General features: G+C 56.3%; 17 protein-coding genes and 1 tRNA gene. 9 read left to right on the top strand and 9 right to left on the bottom strand.

The features are described 5' to 3' along the window. Positions 1 to 27 precede the first annotated feature (27 nt). The 4 genes from ACXIUA_RS05840 (at position 28) to ACXIUA_RS05825 (ending at position 2,139) form a co-directional block, all read left to right on the top strand. Entirely contained in the window at positions 28 to 501 is a 474-nt protein-coding gene (locus tag ACXIUA_RS05840; protein WP_071569079.1) for a MarR family winged helix-turn-helix transcriptional regulator, read from the top strand. A gap of 21 nt (positions 502 to 522) precedes the next feature. Continuing rightward, positions 523 to 756, top strand: coding sequence for a PspC domain-containing protein (locus ACXIUA_RS05835; RefSeq protein WP_288857859.1), 234 nt, complete (start codon positions 523 to 525; stop codon positions 754 to 756). A 109-nt stretch (positions 757 to 865) separates the two neighbouring features. Further along, positions 866 to 1,003, top strand: a complete 138-nt coding sequence (locus ACXIUA_RS05830) for a hypothetical protein (RefSeq protein WP_256006447.1) — start codon at positions 866 to 868, stop codon at positions 1,001 to 1,003. 494 nt (positions 1,004 to 1,497) lie between these two features. After that, positions 1,498 to 2,139 carry a CAP domain-containing protein gene (locus ACXIUA_RS05825; protein ID WP_256006449.1) on the top strand — a complete coding sequence of 214 codons (642 nt, stop codon included), beginning with the start codon at positions 1,498 to 1,500 and terminating at the stop codon, positions 2,137 to 2,139. A gap of 135 nt (positions 2,140 to 2,274) precedes the next feature. Here the strand turns inward: ACXIUA_RS05825 and ACXIUA_RS05820 are convergent, their stop codons facing one another. The 3 genes from ACXIUA_RS05820 to ACXIUA_RS05810 are packed head-to-tail and all read right to left on the bottom strand — an operon-like array spanning position 2,275 to position 8,377. After that, entirely contained in the window at positions 2,275 to 3,330 is a 1,056-nt protein-coding gene (locus ACXIUA_RS05820; protein ID WP_457976354.1) for a hypothetical protein, read from the bottom strand. Further along, positions 3,331 to 6,396: a type III restriction-modification system endonuclease gene (locus ACXIUA_RS05815; RefSeq protein WP_457976352.1), complete on the bottom strand. Its 3,066-nt coding sequence runs from the start codon at positions 6,394 to 6,396 to the stop codon at positions 3,331 to 3,333. Between the two features lie 4 nt (positions 6,397 to 6,400). Next, positions 6,401 to 8,377, bottom strand: a complete 1,977-nt coding sequence (locus ACXIUA_RS05810) for a site-specific DNA-methyltransferase (protein ID WP_256006455.1) — start codon at positions 8,375 to 8,377, stop codon at positions 6,401 to 6,403. Positions 8,378 to 8,553: 176 nt separating this feature from the next. Here ACXIUA_RS05810 and ACXIUA_RS05805 point away from each other — a divergent pair, with 176 nt between their 5' ends. The 3 genes from ACXIUA_RS05805 to ACXIUA_RS05795 all read left to right on the top strand — a co-directional run bounded on the left by ACXIUA_RS05805 (position 8,554) and on the right by ACXIUA_RS05795 (position 10,161). After that, positions 8,554 to 8,733 carry a hypothetical protein gene (locus tag ACXIUA_RS05805; RefSeq protein WP_256006456.1) on the top strand — a complete coding sequence of 60 codons (180 nt, stop codon included), beginning with the start codon at positions 8,554 to 8,556 and terminating at the stop codon, positions 8,731 to 8,733. 296 nt (positions 8,734 to 9,029) lie between these two features. Next, complete coding sequence (locus tag ACXIUA_RS05800) at positions 9,030 to 9,713, top strand: hypothetical protein (RefSeq protein WP_256006458.1); 684 nt, start codon at positions 9,030 to 9,032, stop codon at positions 9,711 to 9,713. Continuing rightward, entirely contained in the window at positions 9,703 to 10,161 is a 459-nt protein-coding gene (locus ACXIUA_RS05795) for a hypothetical protein (RefSeq protein ID WP_256006461.1), read from the top strand. The genes ACXIUA_RS05800 and ACXIUA_RS05795 overlap by 11 nt, the downstream gene beginning before the upstream one ends. 223 nt (positions 10,162 to 10,384) lie before the next feature. Here the strand turns inward: ACXIUA_RS05795 and ACXIUA_RS05790 are convergent. From ACXIUA_RS05790 to ACXIUA_RS05765, 6 genes are all read right to left on the bottom strand, one after another. After that, positions 10,385 to 10,458 (bottom strand) — tRNA-Arg (locus tag ACXIUA_RS05790). Positions 10,459 to 10,543: 85 nt separating this feature from the next. After that, positions 10,544 to 12,121, bottom strand: coding sequence for an alpha/beta fold hydrolase (locus ACXIUA_RS05785; protein ID WP_070479492.1), 1,578 nt, complete (start codon positions 12,119 to 12,121; stop codon positions 10,544 to 10,546). Positions 12,122 to 12,199: 78 nt separating this feature from the next. After that, the gene (locus ACXIUA_RS05780; protein WP_070479493.1) at positions 12,200 to 12,844 is read right to left on the bottom strand and encodes a LutC/YkgG family protein; all 645 of its coding nucleotides are present in this window, start codon (positions 12,842 to 12,844) and stop codon (positions 12,200 to 12,202) included. 2 nt (positions 12,845 to 12,846) lie between these two features. Next, positions 12,847 to 14,376 carry a LutB/LldF family L-lactate oxidation iron-sulfur protein gene (locus ACXIUA_RS05775; RefSeq protein ID WP_070479495.1) on the bottom strand — a complete coding sequence of 510 codons (1,530 nt, stop codon included), beginning with the start codon at positions 14,374 to 14,376 and terminating at the stop codon, positions 12,847 to 12,849. Then, the gene (locus ACXIUA_RS05770; RefSeq protein WP_071568621.1) at positions 14,373 to 15,158 is read right to left on the bottom strand and encodes a (Fe-S)-binding protein; all 786 of its coding nucleotides are present in this window, start codon (positions 15,156 to 15,158) and stop codon (positions 14,373 to 14,375) included. Before ACXIUA_RS05770 ends, ACXIUA_RS05775 begins: the two co-directional genes overlap by 4 nt. Positions 15,159 to 15,206: 48 nt before the next feature. Beyond that, positions 15,207 to 16,883, bottom strand: a complete 1,677-nt coding sequence (locus tag ACXIUA_RS05765) for an L-lactate permease (RefSeq protein ID WP_284817614.1) — start codon at positions 16,881 to 16,883, stop codon at positions 15,207 to 15,209. 233 nt (positions 16,884 to 17,116) lie between these two features. Here ACXIUA_RS05765 and argS point away from each other — a divergent pair, with 233 nt between their 5' ends. Both argS and lysA read left to right on the top strand, forming a co-directional pair. After that, positions 17,117 to 18,769, top strand: a complete 1,653-nt coding sequence (argS, locus tag ACXIUA_RS05760) for an arginine--tRNA ligase (RefSeq protein ID WP_070362641.1) — start codon at positions 17,117 to 17,119, stop codon at positions 18,767 to 18,769. A gap of 10 nt (positions 18,770 to 18,779) precedes the next feature. After that, on the top strand, positions 18,780 to 20,114 hold the full coding sequence (gene lysA, locus ACXIUA_RS05755) for a diaminopimelate decarboxylase (protein ID WP_457976351.1): 1,335 nt from the start codon (positions 18,780 to 18,782) through the stop codon (positions 20,112 to 20,114).

Genomic DNA, 20,114 nt, shown 5'->3' with positions numbered 1-20,114 from the left:
GATTGGGGATCTACTACAGTGAGAGGTATGTCTGACGCACCACACTGGCTCAGCGACGCCGAACAGGACCTCTGGCGGCTCATGCTTGCCACTTCGCGGAAGATTTCCCGCGCTCTCGACGACACCCTCCAGGCAGATTCCAATCTCTCTTCGCCAGAGTTCTCGGTGCTTGTCAGTCTGTCTGAAGCTGAAGAACACACCATGCGGTTGCGCGATCTGTGCTGGGTTCTGGAGTGGGACCGTTCTCGCACTTCGCACCAGGTCACCCGCATGGAGAAGCGCGGGCTGGTGTTGAAACAGAAATGCCCTGGTGATGCTAGAGGTGTTCTCGTCACCTTGACTGACGACGGCTTGCGTCGTCTGGAGGCAGCGGCACCAGGCCATGTTGAAAGCGTTCGGCGGCTCGTCTTTGACCACCTTGACCCCAACGATATCCCGACGCTGACCAAGTTCTTCCAAGGAGTACTTGGGGCTCAAGCCAACTCCCAGCTCCGTAGATAGCCAAAAGGAAAGCGAGGCGCTATGTCCTTCCCAATGAACCAACCCCAGTACCAGCCAAACCCTAGCCCAAAGCGCCTGCAGCGCTCCATGGTGGACAAATATATTGCCGGGGTTTGCGGGGGAATCGCGGAGTATGCTGGCCTCGATCCTGCACTTGTTCGAATCGGTATCGTGCTTATCGGACTCGTTACGGCGTTTGTACCTTTGTTCATTCTTTATGTTGTGGCCTGGATTGTGATTCCGCCGGAGTTTTAACGCATGAAGGCTCTCTGACGGTGCTGGAGTGCTACACTCAACCCGTTCTGTACCGAGCTGTCTATTTTGCGTAAGGGAGATGTTCGCGGTGCCGGAAACCAAGGATGAGATGCGTAATCGCCGACCGGGCTCGGCGCGCCCACTGGCGTTCGTAAAAGTTGACCCCGATGAGATTAATTCGAGTGATAACTTTCAGTGGATCGTGGATCTGGTCAAAAGGAGCGCCGAGAAGGAAAGCGGGCAGTAGTTGCCGCTTTGTTGTAAACGAAGCGAGAACCCCGCCACCAAGCAAAACGCCAGGCAGCGGGGGTAATGGAGCCATTTGCGAAACTCCCTAACCTCCCCAAACGCAACCCCTTACAAAACGTTTCCCGCCAAAACCCACGCACATTTCCCGCCCACTCCTCGAAAAACGTTATCACCAGCACAAATGCACTCCTACCATCGGATCTAAAATCGCTCTCGGATGCCCCCTTCCCTCGACTGAGAGCAAGCCATTGTGCATGGTGATGGTGTGGAATGAGTCATCTTTCATGCTTGTCTACTGCGTAAATGACAGCGCCAGTTTTGACCACGCCGAAAAGATTGTGATCACTGGTGTAGTTGATGATGCGTATCAGGAGATGAGAGTAGATCCTACGGGAACGATGCCGGACTACCGCGCAGCCTAAGTGGGGTGGGAGGTTATGATAATGAAGACTTCATAGTTTTCGTATCAACTTTTCCAAGAAAGTGTTTACAGTGCCTAACCCGCAACAACTCATGCAGTACGCCGGTGCTGCTGTTACCGTCATCGTCCTGATCCTGGGACTTATTTTCGGGACAGGGGATTTATCCTCGTCTTCCGATAATGGGGCACAAACGCCCCCATCGAACAGTGCGAAACCGTCGAATAGTCCTGCGCCCTCGAACGGTGGGCGCAAACCGGATGCTGACGGGTGCGTGAAAAACACTCCTGATTATTTCAAGTGCAAACAGGAAAACAGCAAGCTTGGTAAGAAGAACCCGCCTTTAACCTCTAGTGATATTCAGCAAGCGCGTAGGGCTCAATTCATGCAGATTGTCGAATGGCGGTCTAATGATAAGCACGCTAACCCACTTACGTATGATCTTTCTCTAGAAGCAACAGCACAGCGGTTTGCTAATGAACTTGCTCAAACGCCTGGGGATGAGATCTGGCACTCGAATTATAATACTCGTGGGCTAGAAAACGTGGCATTTGATACATACACTTACAAGAATTTCTTTAACATTTTCGCTGGTTCGGTTGGGCATGCAAGTACCATGGCAACGAACGGGCGTGCTCCTAAAGTCGGTATCGGTATTGCTCAAGACCCCGTAACAGGACATTACTTCTGCGTACAACACTTCGCAGACAAGTAATCGGGTATCTGGGGAGAGCACACCTACTAGGTAGTTGGAATAAACCTACCTAGTAGGTTTTTCTGTTTGCGCTGGGTGGTGTAGGAACAGGCGTGTGCCAGATTGACACAGCGTGCCCCCATGCGCGAACCTTCCTCAACGCGATGGAGGATTCTTCCTCTTGCGCGTTGAATTCGCTTCAAGATCAAACCCGAGTTGATCAAACAGTTTCTGCTGGTGTCCTAGCACCCGTTGAGCATCTGCCTGGATCACTTTCTGCCTGACACTTAACTCGACACTGCGAACTACCATTTCTTCAGCAGAGAACTTCCCCGAATCTTTATCCGCTTCGAACTCCTGCACATCTTCAGCGAACTTCGCTGCTTGCTCGATGACTCTTTTCGTGTCATCTTCTATTTCGAATACTTCATTGCGCCGTGGCAGTCCCTCCCAGAGATTCTGATACGGCAACTCGCTCACATCTCGCATGTACGCCACTGGCTGAAAACCGAAACAGAATGTTTCTGTTCGTCGGGATGGATTCTCAATCCAGTGAAACGTCGCCCCGATAAAACCATCTTGAAGACACGCACCAAAACCAATCTCGTGCATCTGCAAATCGAGAATCTGACAAGCGTTCGAATACGGTGCGAACCAGTCCTCTGGGCGGGTTGGATCAAGTCCTCGCACGTGCTCGTAATCCTTGTAAAGCAGAAGATTGAACGTTTGAACCATGTCAAGATCGTGCAAGTAGCACCGAAGATCTTCCGGTACCTCATAACCTGTGTCGTACATCTTGCACCCAAAATGCTTCACGTAATACCGCGCAAGGTGACGCTGATCAAAAGGGGTATCCGCGAAAATCTCATCCCAGTTGAATTCGCGCCGATGCTTGAAATACTCCAAGTCATCCAGGATGAAGTCCATGAAGTGGTCATACGCCATGTCAAACGGCTGCGAAAACTGGTTATTGCAGTAAGAGCAGATGGTTTTACCGAACATGAAGATCCCATGATTTGGACCACTCATCTTGTAAAAGCGCCCGTCACTGCCGATAGTGCCTAACGGTTGTCTACCTCCCGCTTCCCAAATCTTCTTGATCCGGGAACTCTTGAAAGCGTGTTCTTGGGTATCCGCAGGGCGTTTCTCGCAGATCCAGCAGATCTTGCGGTCACGCCGAGGAAACGCCGGGTTCGACTTTTTCTTCACCATTTACTCGCCCGCTTTCGTCCTCGCTTTCACTCCCACGGACTCACCCGCATACAAGTCCTCAATGATCTCGATGACCCCATCTGAGTTCAGCACGGATGTGAAGTACACGTCCACGTCGTTGTTCCGCAGTTGCTCGAAGAACTTAGATGCGCTCGTAATTGCTTTTACTTCAGTCCCGCGCAGTTGCGAATCCTCATCCATTCCCTTCGTTTCAGCCACGAAGTTGACTGATTTGCGCCCGTTCTTGCGCTTGATCACGTACATAAAGTCAGGCGAAGTCGTTTGCCCCGAGTAGGTGGGGATCTTGATCGAGCGGGTGGGGATCTTGCCGAATACTTCAACTACTCCGTCGAATTTCTTCGAGAGTGAATCCATGATGGTGTCGCGCTCAATCGAACTATCCCAGTCGAACACGTCATACAGGTACGTCTCCGGGGGAACCTTTTCGTTGTCCTGGAAACGTCCCAAGCGGGTGCGCTCGATGGTGTCTTTCGGGGAACCGTCAGTCTTGGTCAGCGGATCGTCACCACCGCGCACGCCGACGTGGGCGTATTCAAACCGGGTAGCGAACTCCCGGTCAAACCATTCGTGGAACCGGCGCAGGAACCTGTTGAGACTTTCTATGTTGAAGTGAGAGTCTTGCAGGTTAAGCACGTCATTATTCCGCGCGAGCGCACGGTGGATCGTGTCCACGGGAAGTGCCGTGGACGTGTGCGCCCGCTTCAAGAACTCCCCATAAGGCAGATGCGTGTTCGACTCGTGGTGTCCCGCGACCGTATAAGTCTTCGGCAGGGACAGTTCCCGCCCGCGTCGAACCTCTTTTTCTAAGACCTTCCTCGTATCGCGCACGAAAATGCGGTCATTGTTTTGCAAGACCTCATCCAGCCCCGCGTCGATCTGCTCCGGCGACAACTCTTGGATGATCAGGACGTACTTCTGCGTGAGCGTTTCCCACAGAGAGCGCAAACGCTCGTAAGCCTTCGGGCGAATCGTGGCGCTGCGCTTGCGGGCTTCCTTGTGTCCTGGTTTCTCTTTCCTGATGCGATTCTTGTTCACGCCCGTTGCGAACTCGGGATAGGTCTGGAGGAACGCGCCTAGTTTGTCCTCTTTCACCTCGCCGGACGGTTCGATGAAGCCACCCATAAGCATTTCAGCCATGAGGAACGTCGGCTCCACCCCACGCGCCTTCGCCACGTCCGCCAGCCGGTCATTCACGTTAATCACGCGCACGGTGTCCGCATTAATCTCATCGACCAACTGATCAGCAAACTCGCGCTCGGTGAAGTCCACGAGATAGGTCAGGAAGAACTGGTCAGCATCAGCGGTCACCCGGTTTCCGTACTCATCCACCGGAAGGCGAAGCCCACGCCCAACCTCTTGCAGTTTCGAGTTCTCCGAACCGGACGAGCGCATCTTCACGATCTGGAATACCGTGGGCAAATCCCAGCCTTCTCGAAGGGTCCACTTCGAGAAGATGAACCGCATGACGTTGTAGTGCCCACGCTCATCTCTAAACGACATGAGTTTGTTCTTATCGCGCAGAATCGCTTGAACCTGTTTGGTCACCTGCTCATCAGTAGCGTTCAAGTCTTCCGCGAAATAGCCACCATGAGCACCTTCTATGTTTTGCAAGGTCGCTTCCAGATACGGCAGGTACTCCTGCATAGCCGGGGTGAGCGCCCCGTCCTCGTAAATCTCGGTGATTGTGTCCTCGATGGACTTTCTCAGTTTGCGCTCGAATGCAACCTTTAACCAACCGTCGTTGTTTTCCCCACGGTAGGAGTGAATGGAGTCGATGAAAAACAGCGTGGACGGCTTGATCTTGCGCTCACGCTCAAATAAGTCTCGCTCGATCTTGAAGTGGTTAGCGAGCGCTTGCTCCAGCATCGTCTCCTGATAGGACTGGGAGAACGAGCCGGTCATGATTGCGTAGTCCTTGGGCAACTCCGCACCGTTAGACAACATGGCGACGTTTACGCCGGAATCTTTCGACTTACCCACGTTCTCTAGCAAGATCCCGGATAGTGACGGGTGAATCATCCCGAGCAGGTTGTTCTGTTTATCCAGGTGGTAGGACTTGCCGGTGGACTCATTGCGGATCGTGACCGTCTTCTCCTTTGCGTTAAGCGCGGTCACTTTCAGTTTGACCTCATCTTCCCCGATAGCATCCGGGTACTGCACCTTCACACCCTTGACGAGCAAGTTGTTGAAGGCTTGCGCTGAGTTCAGTTCGTAGACAAGGTTTTCATAATCCGGCGTGGACGGCTTGGTTTTCGTCCCTTTAGTTCTGGGGAAGGTCGCGCCATAGCGGATGATGACCCCTGGCTGAAGCTCTTCGACAATTCTCTTGAAGGTGGCTTGGTTGCGGGCGAAACGGTGTGGCTCATCGATAATCACGACTGGACGAGTGCGGGCGAGAATATCCAACGGGCGAGACGAGTCATATCCATCAGCGGTAAGCGTTTGGTCGTAATCGTCGCGCGAGAGCGTGGGAGATTGCAGCATTGCGCCGGTCATGATGAGCGCGTCGATGCGTTTAGCATCGTAATCAGCACCTTCGGCGTACTCCCGAATCTCGGGCGGGATCATCCGTCGCCGTCCCCGCTTGTGCTTCGGCTTGCCCGCGAGCGTTTGCAGCACAATCTGTGAATCGTAGAACTTACGGAAGTGTTCGTCCGCGTAGTCCGAGCGGATGAAATCACTCGTACCCTCTCGAATCGGCGCTGATGGGGTAAGCAAAATGAACTTATTGAACCCGTAGCGAGCGTGAAGTTCGTACATGGTGCGGGTAAACACATAGGTCTTGCCCGTACCAGTTTCCATGCGCACGTCTAGCCCGAGGTAGTTCTTCGCGCTGGACATGCGCTTCTCGGGAGGAATCATGGGTAAGTCGATAACGCGCCCACCTTGTATGTCCTCGATGTTCTCCTGAATCGTCGGGAGCATGTCCGAGGTGATCTCGGGGTTGACGGCTGATCTCGCACCGAAGTCCACTCCCTCAAACACGGTCGTGACCGCTTGCACCGCTAGGCGCTGATGCTCTAATTCCTGGAGCCTGACTTTCATTGTCCTACCACCGCGCTTCCACGTGAATCTTGCCAGTAGAGACCTGGTTGAGCGCCTGCTTCAACTCCGTGAGCACTACGAATGACAGTGCCGTATTGAAGTATGCGAGGTGGTTAATATGAAGTTGGTCGGACTCAATTAAACGGATGAGCGCAATTACGTCCTTGGGGGTGAACCCGCCATCGATGATGTAGGCGGATGAGCCAACCACGTCGAGCGTGTAGCCGTCGAGCTCAACTTGTTTGACCTCTGGGGTGAGTCCGTAACCGTCGTGAACCGCCCAGGTTGTGAGCATGACCGTTTTCGCGGGCGCGTCCTCGAAATTCAAGCGCTCTAATGGATCAATATTGAACAACCCCTCGCCCGGATTGAAAGATTCCAGCCGGTCGATTTCATCCTGCTCTGGAGTGACTAGCGTGTAGTGCTTGAAGCCGTAGTCGATGCTCGCGCCGGTGTCTTGGGCGATCTTGTCCGCTGCGAGTTCGATGCGCTTGCGCCCGATCTCATCGATGGTGGAGAATCCTTGGGCGAGAGCATTGCGCCCAGTGTCATTTTTATCCGTGATCGGCTCCGCAATCTGGACAGTGATCATGCGCCGGTTCGCCCCGTCTCGGGCGTTAAGCGCCATGACCGCGTGTGCGGTAGACGATGAGCCGGAGAAGAAATCGAGAACGGTGTCTCCGTCCTTAGCAACAAACGAAAGCAACTGGGTAAGAAGACTCACCGGCTTGGGGTTAGTAAAAACCTTCACGCCCCCGAACAATTCTCGAACCTCGTTCGCCCCCGTGCGACTATCCAGATTAATCACGCTCGGGAGTTTCACCGCGTACTCGTGCGCGTAGACCTTTAATTCCACGATCTTGTTCTCATCTGCCCCGAAGATGATCTTCCCCTGGTCTAGGAGTTCGCGCATGGTCGATTCGGGGAAGCGGTAACCCATCATGGGCTGCGTTGTGGGCTTGCCCGTTTCAGGGTGAATCACGTCGTAGCGGTATCCCTCTTTACCGGGGTTGTGAACGGAACGACTGCCCTGGTAGATGCCTTCCTGGTCGATGTATTTGTAATTATCGAGTTCACCCATTTCCTGTCGGTGCGCTCGCAACCATGCTGAATACTCAGCCTGAAGACGGTCAGTTTCCCCGTACTTCTCGATGAGTTCCTCACCCTTGGCAACGAGCATGTCTTTAATTGCACTTTCGGGTGAGCGCCAAACCTCTTCGACCACGCGCTCATCCTTGGCGAACACGACAATGTACTCATGCTCTTCAGCGACTCGTGAGGGGTTGTTGTCTGTGGCATTTTTCCAAACAATCGTTCCCAGCCGGTTCTGTTCTCCGAACACGTCACTATCGAGCAGCAGTTGCAGGTTGCTGAGTTCGTTTCCATCGATGGAGATGAAAATAACCCCGTCATTGCTTAAGAGGTTTCGAGCGAGCACGAGACGGGGAAGCATGAACGTCAGCCACGCCGAGTGAGAAGCCTTGCCGTGCAGGTCAAGAATGTGCAGCGCTTCTTCGTGGGAAACCCCGATGAGTTCTTCCAAGTCTTTAGGCGTGAAATCGAACGAATCTACGTAGGCGAAATCGTCCTTGCCGGTGTTGTAGGGAGGATCGATGTAAATGCACTTGATCTTCCCCCGGTACGACTTCGAGAGGTGCTTGAGCGCGTCCAGGTTGTCGCCAGTGATGTAGACGTTGTGACTATCAGCGTTGCGCTTGTCCTGGTTGTGCGCGGTGTTTGGCACGATGACGGTTTCTGTCTGTGCGGACGTGAGTAGTTGCGCGTAGGACTTGCCGAGAAAACCGAGTTCGTAGGACTCGCGGGAGAGTTCGACTTCCTGCTCTTTCAACATGGTTTGGAACTTCTCTAGTTGGAAGTTGCCGTCCGCATCGAAGTAATTCGGGAGCGCTTCTTGTAGGCGCTGCACTTCGAAGGAGTTCGGGGAGATTTCCTCGTTTGCTGCTTGCGCGTCGCGGATCATGAACTACCTGCTTCCATTGGGGTAAGTACTGTTTCGCATTGTCTCATAACCCGCGCGAAGAAACGCGAGCGACTTGGGAAGTGATCGCACACCTACTATGTCGAACAAATGTTCTTGACATTTCGCGCGAAACGGCGCTACCGTACCAAGCGGTCTAGTTGTGCAAGGAGGGCATATTGGACAAACCAGGAAAGAAGCGCCCCTCGATAGACGATCTGATCCCAATAGCGATGATCGATACCGATGACGAAATTGATTACGGCTGGATCTGTGATCTGATCAACGAACTGCGTGGTAATGCAGGGGTGGAACCACTTTCACGCGAGGAACTCAACGCTGATCCGGGCGAGGAGTAGTCCAGTCAGCACGAGCGGGAACAACTGCCTGCTTGCGTCCTGATTCGCCCTTACTTTCTATGTAGGTTCACCTTCATTGAATGCCGGCTTCTTCCGTGGAAACGCACGTCCCCAGCTGCTGATCGCGCGACACTTTCACGCCCCAATACAGCGCCATAAAACACCTCTACTTACTACGTGTATCCCACGCCTACTAAGTGATAAAAACACCCCTTGACATGCGCAAACACCCTGGAATAAGGTTCTAAAATCGTTGGCGCAACTCCGTGCTAGCAACCCAAGCAAAAGGAGACAATTTGGGAGAAATTCTCAACGACGCAGTGATGCAAGTGATGACTCCATCACTGGAGTACTACGACAAGACCGCGCTCGCACATGTGAGCAAATACGCCGATGACTACGCCGGAGAAATCATCGACCGTCACGGGAACTTCCGCCATGGTTGTGTCGGGATGATTCACTACATCCCGGAGGAAGCCTACGAGCGTCCCTGGTGGCGCGAACCGGAGTATCCACTCAAAGAGTGCATTGAGCGTTTGGTGCATGCCGGGTGGGTCAAGCGTGTAAACGGTGAAGCACTTGATGGGGCGATGATTCTCAACACGTCTCGTTTGATCCGCCTGATGGACATTGCCGAGACGGAAATGGCGCAAAACCAGCACGTCATCGACTACGAGCACTTGCCGGATGGCACTGTGGTGGAACCGCCATGCGAGGACTTTAACGACCCGCTTTTCTTGCCGTTTATCCGATGGGCCGATGCTCTATTTCCTGGCGATTTCGCTTACACACTGGCAGGTGACGTAACGGACGCGACCGCCCGCCTTCTAGACGGGCATCTTTCTGTCGAGCGTGACCACGGGTGGCAAGAGACTGATCCCACCCGTTGGAAACGCGCCATTTTGGATTGGAAGGACCATTACCTCGATGATGGCGGTTTTGCAATCCCGGAGCAGTGGAAGGTGACTGATGATTGCTAATTTCAAACCAAACGTAAGTGCTGGACATCTCCGCGCAGAGGTTGCGCAATGGCGCGAAGTCGATGAGATCCCGGACGAGTTTCTGGTCCTAATCGACCCGCGCGAGAACCCACTTCTGACGCTTCTGCAAATCGCCAAACTGCATGCTGCAAATGCTTGGGAGCCAGGATGCGACCTCACGTTCGGGGACGTAGACGATGCTTCTACTCGCTACATGGCGTTTACGTATCGCGGGAGTCGTGAGGATTTCTGGTACGGACTTTCCGTGCTGACCGAGCAAGTCATTCTGGATGCTGAGGGGCTAGAAGATGAGCACTATCCGAGTCAGCGAGCGTTTGGGCGCATGCTCATGTCGTTTGGGATTCCACCGTTAGAGGTACTTCCCGCTGTAGGCGTGTCCGATGACGGGACTGTGCTGGTAGATGCTGAGTGGGAAGAACTGATGTAGTCGGGGGAAGTGAGTGTTTGGGGTGCGCTCACAGGTGCCGAGAACACATAGAAGGTATGGGGGTTCTCGGCGTTTTCGTCATTTTGGAGCGAGTTTCCCATTTTGGAATGGCGCGTTTTGGGTTAATGACCAAAATGGCACCCCTTTTGGAGTGCCATTTTGGTGCCTAGAGAGTTTTGCAAATCGTGGGTGGTGAGATATGCAAAACCCTCACGGAAAATTGTGTCCCCGACAGGATTCGAACCTGCGACCTTCGGTACCGGAAACCGATGCTCTCATCCGCTGAGCTACGGAGACTCACTGCTTATTCACAAGCAATGACGCAATCTTAGCACCAGATATGCTGGGCACATAACTGGCCTAAGACTGCGGAAAGTAGCTGCTATTGGGCCTCCCAGTAGCCTGGTGCATCAGTGCGATCGGCCTTGCCGGTGCGCAGGTAGTTGATGACGGTGGCGTCGACAACTTTATTGCCGGTGCCGAAGTGCGCGTGGCCCGGGCCGTGAATCGTGACTACCTGGGTTCCCATTCTGCGGGCGAGTTGTCCGTGGCCTGAGTACGGCGTCTGGGGGTCACGGGTCGCGGACAGCTGCAATGGGCGAGTCTTTAATGCCGCCCCGTTGAGTGGCGCGATTCCGGTGACTGCGCCGGCGCCGTTGCAGTACCACCCTGAGCCGCGTGAAGCGTTGAAGAACGTAAACGGGTCTCCCGTGAGCTGTGACCATGCAAATGAGGGGAGCAGCGTTGGGTCGCCGGGGACAACGTTCTCATTGCACCACTGGGCAGCCTGCAGCTGCTCGACCGCCATCATCTGATCCACCGCCTGCTGAATCTCTTCCTTGGACGGCTGCTTCGATTCTTCAGCGGTCAGGGTGCCGTTTGTGGACCGTGCCAGGTAGTCCCACATCTTTGGGGTTGGAAGCATAGCGCGGGTCTCCTGCAGGAGCGGCGACTTAGCTTGTACAGCACCAGGGTTCAGCATGCGGCTGATGACGCCTTCACCTTCGACACGGGTTTTCCCGACTGCTGTCATGGCGTCCGCGCCAGCCTGTCCGGCGAACTCCAGGCCCGCTGGCAGATCGCCAACGCGTGCAGGCGGGGGAGTGACGGTGGGATTAGTTCCCGCTTGCGCGCTTACCTTGCGCGACCAGTACTGGTACGCCTTCAGGGGAGTGTTGCCCATGTGATACTTGGCGTCGTTGAGTGCTACCCACGCGAAGTATTCGTTGAGCGCCTTCTCGTACGCTGCTTGTTGGTCGGCGGCAATGCCGTTCCAGGAACGGGTTGGATCCATTGCGGAGTCAAGCACAACCTTGTCGGTGTGCTGGGGGAATAGCGTCGCGTATACGGAACCAAGGTACGTGCCGTAGGAGACACCGAGGATGGAAATCTGCTGGTAGCCCAGCGCGCGTCGAACTTCCTCCCAATCGCGCGCGGTGTTCTCCGTGGTGATGGTTTCGGGGTAGCCAGGCTTGTCGCCTTGGCAGGCCGAACGGTTGAAACCTCCTGCGTTGAAGAGACTGTCAGCAGTGAGCTTGGCTATCTGGCCAGGATCGTTCACATCGGGAATTGCGCACTCAAGTGCAGTCGAGCCGGGCAGGCCACGGGGTTGCACACCGATGATGTCCCACTCGTTGTTGAGTTCTTTCGGGAAATCAAGAATGTTGCCGGCTGCGTAAGCGTAGGCGTCGCCACCTGGGCCACCGGGGTTGGTAAACAGTGCGCCTCGGCGCGCTTGGGTTTTCGCTGGGACTCGTACGAATCCAATTTGAATCTTTTTGCCGTTCGGCTGGTTGTAGCGCATGGGGACGTCGATGTGTCCGCACTGCGCTGTTGAATCTTTGACTTCTTTCGGGCATTTGGTCCACTGCACAGCCGGTGCTGGCTGCGCAGTAGCAGGCGTTACGACGGCCATGCCAAGCAGTCCGAGCGCCGCAATTACTGAAGCTGTGGTGCGCATTGCATTCCTTCCGTTGGGGTGCGAAAAGACAAATCCCTACCGATGCGCTGATCGGTAGGGAATGTCGACGGTGTGTTTCTACTTCACAACCATCACGATCAGGTCGCGGGGCCCGTGGACGCCCTCGACACGAACAAGCTCGATATCTGAGGTCGCTGAACCACCAGAAATCATGGTAGCGGGTTTTTCCGGATCGATGCGAGCGATCATTTCCGGCACGCCGTAGACCACTGACTCTGGACGGACGATGACCACATGGCGATCGGGGACCAGTGACAGTGCACGGCGGCCGCACAGCTCGCCAGCTTCGAGCACGATCGAACCGGTCTGTGCTGAAGTGACGTGGGAATCCGTTACTGCGGCACCGATAGTGCCGAGCTCACGCGGATCGCTCGATGGGTCGTCTGGGCGGGCGCTGCCAGCAAACTCTTCGAACAGCGCGGTGTCGAGACCCGGGGCGTAAACAATCTCGGTTGCCTCGCGCTTCGCCAGAATATCGGCGATGTCTGCGGCAAGGGTCTCCTCCGTTGTCTCTACAACTGTGGCCTTGTAGTCCAGGAGACGATCGATGAGAATCTCGCGCAGCTGCTCGGGAGTGTGGTCGCTGGTGGTGCGGTACTCGCGCACAGGTTCGACGTGCTCTGGGGTATGGGAGAGCTTCTGTGCAGTGCGGATGCGGTCAAGAATCTCGCGCTTCGCGCTTTCATTTCGGGTGCTTGACATTGTTAGCCATCCTTCCTGACATTAGCTGGGATGCCTTCGCGACGGGCCTCAGCGAGGAGGTCCTTCGCCTCGTCCGTATTCCACCACTGGCGGAACGACTTCTTCGGCGGAACTGCTACGTCGCGGTAGTCGGTCCAGCCAGCAACGAAACCGGGCATCGAGGAAATCTCGCCCTTGAAACCGCCAAGTACGCGACCCAGCGCTACAACGTGCATTGCGGCGTTCCACAGTGCAGGCTTGCCCCACAGCAGGGAAATAGCGCCGAAGGCCGTGGATTCCAGGAAAGGCTTGTGCTCCTTTACCTTTTGGTGGCGAAGCTCAAGCAGGATGTCTGTGATCGGGATCTTCACTGGGCACACTTCGTTGCAGCGCCCACACAGGGAAGATGCGAACGGTAGCGACGCGTTCGGGTCCTCGGCGGACTCCATGCCGGTCAGCTGCGGCGTGATAATCGCGCCGATTGGGCCAGGGTACGTCGAGCCGTAGGAGTGGCCACCAGCGCGCTCGTAGACCGGGCACACGTTGAGACATGCGGAGCAGCGAATGCACTTCAGCGCCTCGCGGCCGATCTCATTCGACATCGCGTGGGTACGACCGTTGTCCAGGAGCACGATGTGGAAGTTCTGCGGGCCGTCGCCCTCAGTAACACCGGACCACAGCGAGGTGTACGGGTTCATGCGCTCACCGGTGGAGGAGCGTGGCAGCAACTGCAGGAAGACACCGAGGTCCTCGAACGATGGCAGGAGCTTTTCGATGCCCATCACTGAGATCAGTGTTTCCGGCAAGGTCAAGCACATGCGGCCATTGCCCTCGGACTCGACGATGGATACGGTACCGGTTTCCGCGATGCCGAAGTTGGCACCCGAGATCGCGACCTTCGCCTTCATGAACTGTTCGCGTAGGAAGGTTCGGGAGGCTTCGGCGAGCTCTGCCGGGTTGTTCGTCAGTGAGTCGTCGGTGTTTGGCATCTTATCCACGAAGATGTTTCGGATTTCTTCGCGGTTGCGGTGGATTGCGGGCACGAGAATGTGCGACGGGAAGTCCTCACCAAGCTGCACGATGAGCTCCGCAAGGTCGGTTTCCTGTGCGTGGATGCCGCGCTTCTCCAGCTCTTCGTTGAGCGCGATCTCCTGCGTTGCCATCGACTTGATCTTGACAACCTCAGTCTCGCCTGTCTCCTCAATGAGCGAAGCGATGATGTCGTTGGCTTCCTTGGCGTCGCGCGCCCAGTGGACGTGGCCGCCACGCGCGGTGACGTTGCGCTCGAACTCCTCGAGCAGCTCAGGCATGCGAGCCGCAACATCCTGCTTGATGGTGGAGCCAGCGGTGCGAAGCTCCTGCCAGTCGTCGAGCTCGTCGACAACGTTTTGACGCTTTACACGAATAGCAGTGGTTGCGTAGTTGAGGTTACGACGCTTCGTAACGTTATCGAGTTCGTGGTGCGCAGCCTGTCCGAAGCGCTCCGAGCCACGCAGGTGGTTCGGTCCTTGCGCCACTGGGGGCATCGTTGGCTTGCCGAGTGCAACTTTCACAGCATTTTCTCCTTCGAATACGCAGCGGTCGTAGGCGTCCACGGGTGTTCCTTCGTGGATGCGAGAATCTCTGCAATATGCAGCGCGCGGATGCCGTTGTGCTGGCGGCTCATCGCGCCAGCGATGTTCATCAAGCACGAGGAGTCACCGGCAGTGACAAACTCCGCCTTTGACTCCTTGATGTGGCGCACCTTGTCGGAAACCATCGCCGCGGAAACCTCGGGCAGTTTCACCGAGAAGGTGCCGCCGAATCCGCAGCACTCTTCGACGTTCGGCAGGTCCACGAGCTCGATGCCTTCGACGGCTTCAAGCAACTTGTAAGGGCGGTCGCCGACCTTCAGGAAGCGGCGAGAGTGACAAGACTCGTGGTAAGTCACCCTGTGTGGGAAGAACGCGCCGAGGTTGGTCACGCCAGCGACGTCCACGATGAACTCGGTGAGCTCGTAGGTTTTATTCGCTGCTTGCGTAGCGCCGTCGACAAGTGCTTTGTTGCCGTATCGTTCGGCGAGGCGCACGTGCTGTTCGCGAACTGCGCCTGCGCAGGAGCCGGAGGGGGCCACGACATAGTCGATGGAAGGGTCGGCAAACGCATCGGCGTATGTCTGGATGATCGGCACAGCTTGTTCCTGGTAGCCCGTGTTGACGTGCATCTGGCCACAGCAGGTTTGGCCCTCAGGGAAGACTACTTCGTAGCCCAGACGAGAGAGAACAAGCGCTGAAGCCTTGTGCGCGTCAGGGAACAGGGCGTCACCGATACAAGTAGAAAACAGTGCTACTCGCAATGTGGACTCCTTTGTTGGTCGTGAACGATACAGATAATGGTAATACGTCTACGGTACAACAGTTGGGGCTAGAAAACTCAGTATGTTGGTTTGCAGGAACACAATTACGCACACTGCTACCAAGAATGCTGCCGAGAAGCCAGCGACCTTCTTAAAGAGTTCGGACTCTTTACCCTCCATATTCACAGCGGTTGCGGCAATAGCGAGCGACTGCGGCGAAATCATCTTGCCGACGACACCACCGGTCGTATTCGCCGCCAGCATCAGGTCTGGGTTCAGCCCCAACTTATTCGCCGCAGTCACTTGCAGATTGGCGAAGAGCGCGTTGGCGGAGGTGTCGGAGCCGGTTACTGCCACGCCGACCCAACCAAGCACTGGGGCAGCGAATGCGAATACGCCGCCCATGTTGGCGAAAAACTCGCCGATCGAAACGGTCTGGCCCGAGTAGTTCATGACGTAGGCCAACGCGAGCACCAACATGATAGTGGTCGATGACCAGCGCATGCGCCAGAAAGTATCGACGAATTCACGCCCCACCTGTGCCCAGTTGAGCTGGTAGAGGCCGTTGCCGTCAAAGATCATGTAGGCGATAGCGACGATGAGGCCAGAAATGACCAGGAGCGTGCCGGGGTTGTTGATGTAGGCGAAGGTGTAGTCGGTGTTGATTGGCTCACCCAGCTGGTTGAAGAGCAGTCCGCGCTCGATAACAGGCCATGTCAGGCTGATCTTGAACGAGCTCAGCCACTGCGGGATGGTTGTGCCCAGGTTCGCTAGACCGAAGACGACAACCACGACTGCGTACGGCATCAGCGCCATCCAGACTCGGGTGCCAGGCAGTTCAGTATTGTCCTCGTACTCAGGCAAGCCGAGGCGTTCGCGGAGAGCGGCGGTAGTCGAAGGCTTCCAGAAACGAAGCGCCACGAAGGCAGCCCCAAGGGCGACGATGCAGGCAACGACATCCGTGAGTTGGTAAGCGAAGTGGTTCGACGTCCACCACTGGGCAATGCCGAAGCTCAGTCCGATCGTCACCGCGATAGGTGCGGTTTCTTTGATGCCTCGCCAGCCGTCGATAATTGCTGCGATGATGAAAGGAACAAAGAATGCGAGCAGAGGGGTCTGGTGGCCAACGATCGCGGCGATGTTCTGCGTTTGCTCGAGGGTGCGGCCACCGACCTCGCCCGCGGTGGTAATGGGGATGGCGACGGCGCCGAATGCCACAGGCGCTGTATTTGCAATCAGGACTACCGTTGCGGCTTTCAAAGGTGGGATGCCGAGCGCCAGGATCATCGTCGCGGTAATCGCGACGGGTGCGCCGAATCCAGCGAGGGCCTCGAGTAGGCCACCGAAGCAGAATGCAATGAGCATTGCTTGGATGCGGACGTCGCCGCTGCCCATCTTGTCAAAGACCAGGCGAAGATCTTCAAAGCGACGCGATGCAACCGTAATTTGGTAAAACCAGATCGCGGTCAAGATCACCCACACGATTGGGAAGAGTCCGAACAATCCGCCGCGTAGTGCAGTCGCAAGTGCCATCTCGGTTGGCATGTTGAAGCCGAAGACGGCGACTGCAATAGCTGCGACCAGCGCTACTGCGCCGGATGTGTGCGCGCGGGCCTTGACCGCGAGCAGCATGAAGAAAAATGTGAGAAGGGGAATCGTGGAAACGAGCGCAGAAAGCCCGAGGCTTCCCCCTACTGCGTCGGTAATAATTTGAAACTTGTCCACTGAGACACTCCTTGGAGTCAGAGGGCTACACAAAATACCTCCCCAAAGTACTGTGGTGACATCTGCAATGAGAAAACCAAAAAGTATGCTAGGTCACACAAATGGATGAGGTCTGTAGAAGTTCAAGCTAGTAGCGTTTTCAGTACCTATGGTGGGGGTAGTCAAATGGGGGTCGCGCGGCATTTATGGGGGAATAGGGAGAATGTCCGGCACGTGAATTAGACTGTTTGCCCATGACTCCAGCTGATCTCGCTACAACAGTTCATGAAGCGACCGTCAAGGTGCTTTCCGACCACAATCTCGACGCATCCGTCGTGCCCGATGCAGTGACCGTCGAGCGCCCGCGCAACCCTGAGCACGGCGATTACGCTACGAATATCGCACTGCAGGTGGCGAAGAAAGCCGGTACGAACCCGCGCGAGCTTGCGCAGTGGCTTGCCGACGTCCTCCTGGAAACCCCCGCAATCGCAGAAGCTGACGTCGCAGGCCCAGGGTTCTTGAACCTGCGCCTCGCCACGGACGCGCAGGGACAGCTGGTTGCGGACATCCTGGCGGCAGGCGAGACCTTCGGCAAATCATCTCTTCTTGACGGCCAGCGCATCAACCTCGAATTCGTCTCGGCGAACCCAACCGGCCCGATCCACCTTGGCGGGACCCGCTGGGCAGCTGTGGGCGACTCGCTAGGCCGCGTGCTAGAAGCGAGCGGCGCCGAGGTGACCCGCGAGTACTACTTCAACGATCACGGTGGCCAAATTGACCGCTTCGCACGTTCGCTAGTAGCAGCGGCAAAGGGCGAGCCGACTCCAGAGGACGGCTACGGCGGCTCCTACATCAATGACATCGCCGCCGACATTGTGGCGAAGCAGCCGAATGCGCTTGATGGCAGCCCCGAAGACGTGCAGGAAACGTTCCGTGCCGCAGGCGTGGAAATGATGTTCGCTCAGATCAAGGAGTCCCTACACGAGTTCGGCGTGGACTTCGACGTGTTCTTCCACGAAAACTCGCTGTTTGAGAGTGGGGCCGTCGATAAGGCGATTGCAACGCTCAAAGACAACGGCAACCTGTACGAAAACGAGGGCGCCTGGTGGTTGCGCTCTTCCCAGTTTGGCGACGACAAGGACCGTGTCGTGCTGAAGTCCGATGGCGACGCCGCCTACATCGCGGGCGACATCGCGTACGTGGCAGACAAGTTTGACCGCGGTCACACACTGGCGATCTACATGCTTGGCGCGGACCACCACGGCTACATTGCGCGCCTCCGCGCCGCAGCGCAGGCTCTTGGCTATGACCCTGAGGCTGTCGAGGTGCTCATTGGTCAGATGGTCAACCTTGTGCGTGATGGCCAGCCAGTCAAGATGTCGAAGCGCGCCGGGACGATCATCACTCTCAACGACCTCGTGGACGCTATTGGCGTTGACGGGGCTCGCTACTCGCTCGTGCGCTCCTCTGTGGATTCCACGTTGGACATTGACCTTGACCTGTGGACTAAGCAGTCCTCCGACAATCCCGTGTACTACGTGCAGTACGGTCACGCGCGTCTGTGCTCCATCGCTCGCAAGGCGAAGGAAGCTGGCGTCACTACCGACGGCGCGGACGTTGCGTTGCTTGAGCATGAAAAGGAGGGCGACCTCATTCGTACCCTGGGTGAGTTCCCAGAGGTAGTGAGCACCGCCGCGCAGCTGCGCGAACCGCACCGAATCGCGCGCTACGCGGAGGAACTAGCTAGCTCCTTCCACAAGTTTTACGACGCCTGCCAGATCCTGCCGAAGCCTGGCGAAGAAGTTGAGCCGTTGCATACCGCGCGCTTTGCACTGGCGATGGCAGCGCGCCAGGTACTTGCAAACGCACTCGGCATGATCGGCGTGAGCGCGCCGGAACGGATGTAGGAGGAAGTACATGACCGCAGCGTTTGATGCGCTTCCCGCGCACGTATGGCCACGCAACACCAGACGAGAAGAAGACGGGGTCGTGACTATCGCTGGCGTGCCCCTTCCAGAGATTGCCGAAGAGTACGGTACGCCCGTCATGGTGGTGGATGAGGACGACTTCCGCTCGCGGTGTCGCGATATGGCAAAGGCGTTCGGTGACCCAGCACATGTGCACTACGCGTCGAAGGCGTTCTTGACCACGCACATTGCCCGCTGGGTTGACGAGGAAGGCCTCGCGCTTGATGTTGCGAGCGAAAATGAGCTTCGCATTGCGCTTGCTGCAAACTTTCCGCCAGAGCGGATTACGGTGCACGGGAATAACAAGTCACGCAGCTTTCTGCAGCTGTGCATCGATTCCGGGGTAGCGCACGTCGTCCTTGATTCTCACCAGGAGCTTCGAGAGCTCAATGAGCTTGCCGGGGAAATGGGGACCACCCAAGAGGTCTTTATCCGCGTGAAGCCAGGCGTAGACGCGCACACACACGAATTCATCGCGACGAGCCACGAGGACCAAAAGTTTGGTATTTCCTTGGCGTCTGGCTCTGCCTATCAGGCGGCGTGTGCCGCGATCGATGCGGAGCATCTGCGCCTGACCGGCCTGCACTGCCACGTAGGCTCCCAGGTCTTTGATGCAGAGGGGTTCAAGCTCGCCGCGGAACGTGTGCTTGCGCTGTATGCGCAGATTTGGACCGAGCGCGGCGTTGCGCTTGAGTACTTGGACCTTGGCGGCGGATATGGCATCGCGCAGCTTGAGGAAGAAGCGCCATTGGACGTTGCTGCGGTTGCGAAAGATCTGTTGGCTGCCGTCGACGAGGTTGCCGGTGAACTCGGCATCTCGTCGCCGACCGTGGTTGTCGAGCCTGGCCGTGCGATCGCCGGGCCATCCGCCATTACGCTATACAGCGCGGGCGTGGTCAAAGACGTCGAGATTTCGTACACCAAGACGCGTCGCTACATTTCCGTTGACGGTGGCATGAGCGACAACATTCGTCCAGCGCTTTACGACGCCGTCTACGAGGGCCGGGTGGTCAACAGGTTTACAGGCGGCCAGCCGGTGGCAACTCGTGTGGTGGGTTCCCACTGTGAGTCCGGCGATATTCTCATCGAGGATGCTCAGTGGCCGGACGATATCGTCAGCGGCGACCTGATCGCGATGCCTGCGACAGGGGCGTATTGCTACCCGATGAGCTCGAATTACAACTCATTTGGGCGCCCTGCCGTGGTCGCGGTCCGGGCTGGAAAGATCAAGCCGATGGTGCGGCAAGAAACTGTTGAGGACATTCTCTCGCGTGAATATAAATAA

The organism is Corynebacterium sp. UMB8791 (assembly GCF_054166365.1).
The sequence above is the reverse complement of the archived record's forward strand: the minus strand, read 5'-3'. Positions and strand labels throughout refer to the sequence as shown.

Bases quoted from the DNA above. Each gene is read 5' to 3' on its own strand.
- lysA (WP_457976351.1), top strand. From the start codon at position 18,780: ATGACCGCAGCGTTTGATGCGCTTCCCGCGCACGTATGGCCACGCAAC.
- ACXIUA_RS05830 (WP_256006447.1), top strand. From the start codon at position 866: ATGCGTAATCGCCGACCGGGCTCGGCGCGCCCACTGGCGTTCGTAAAA.
- ACXIUA_RS05840 (WP_071569079.1), top strand. From the start codon at position 28: ATGTCTGACGCACCACACTGGCTCAGCGACGCCGAACAGGACCTCTGG.
- ACXIUA_RS05795 (WP_256006461.1), top strand. From the start codon at position 9,703: ATGATTGCTAATTTCAAACCAAACGTAAGTGCTGGACATCTCCGCGCA.
- ACXIUA_RS05785 (WP_070479492.1), bottom strand. From the start codon at position 12,121: ATGCGCACCACAGCTTCAGTAATTGCGGCGCTCGGACTGCTTGGCATG.
- ACXIUA_RS05815 (WP_457976352.1), bottom strand. From the start codon at position 6,396: ATGAAAGTCAGGCTCCAGGAATTAGAGCATCAGCGCCTAGCGGTGCAA.
- ACXIUA_RS05835 (WP_288857859.1), top strand. From the start codon at position 523: ATGTCCTTCCCAATGAACCAACCCCAGTACCAGCCAAACCCTAGCCCA.
- ACXIUA_RS05780 (WP_070479493.1), bottom strand. From the start codon at position 12,844: ATGTCAAGCACCCGAAATGAAAGCGCGAAGCGCGAGATTCTTGACCGC.
- argS (WP_070362641.1), top strand. From the start codon at position 17,117: ATGACTCCAGCTGATCTCGCTACAACAGTTCATGAAGCGACCGTCAAG.
- ACXIUA_RS05810 (WP_256006455.1), bottom strand. From the start codon at position 8,377: ATGATCCGCGACGCGCAAGCAGCAAACGAGGAAATCTCCCCGAACTCC.
- ACXIUA_RS05820 (WP_457976354.1), bottom strand. From the start codon at position 3,330: ATGGTGAAGAAAAAGTCGAACCCGGCGTTTCCTCGGCGTGACCGCAAG.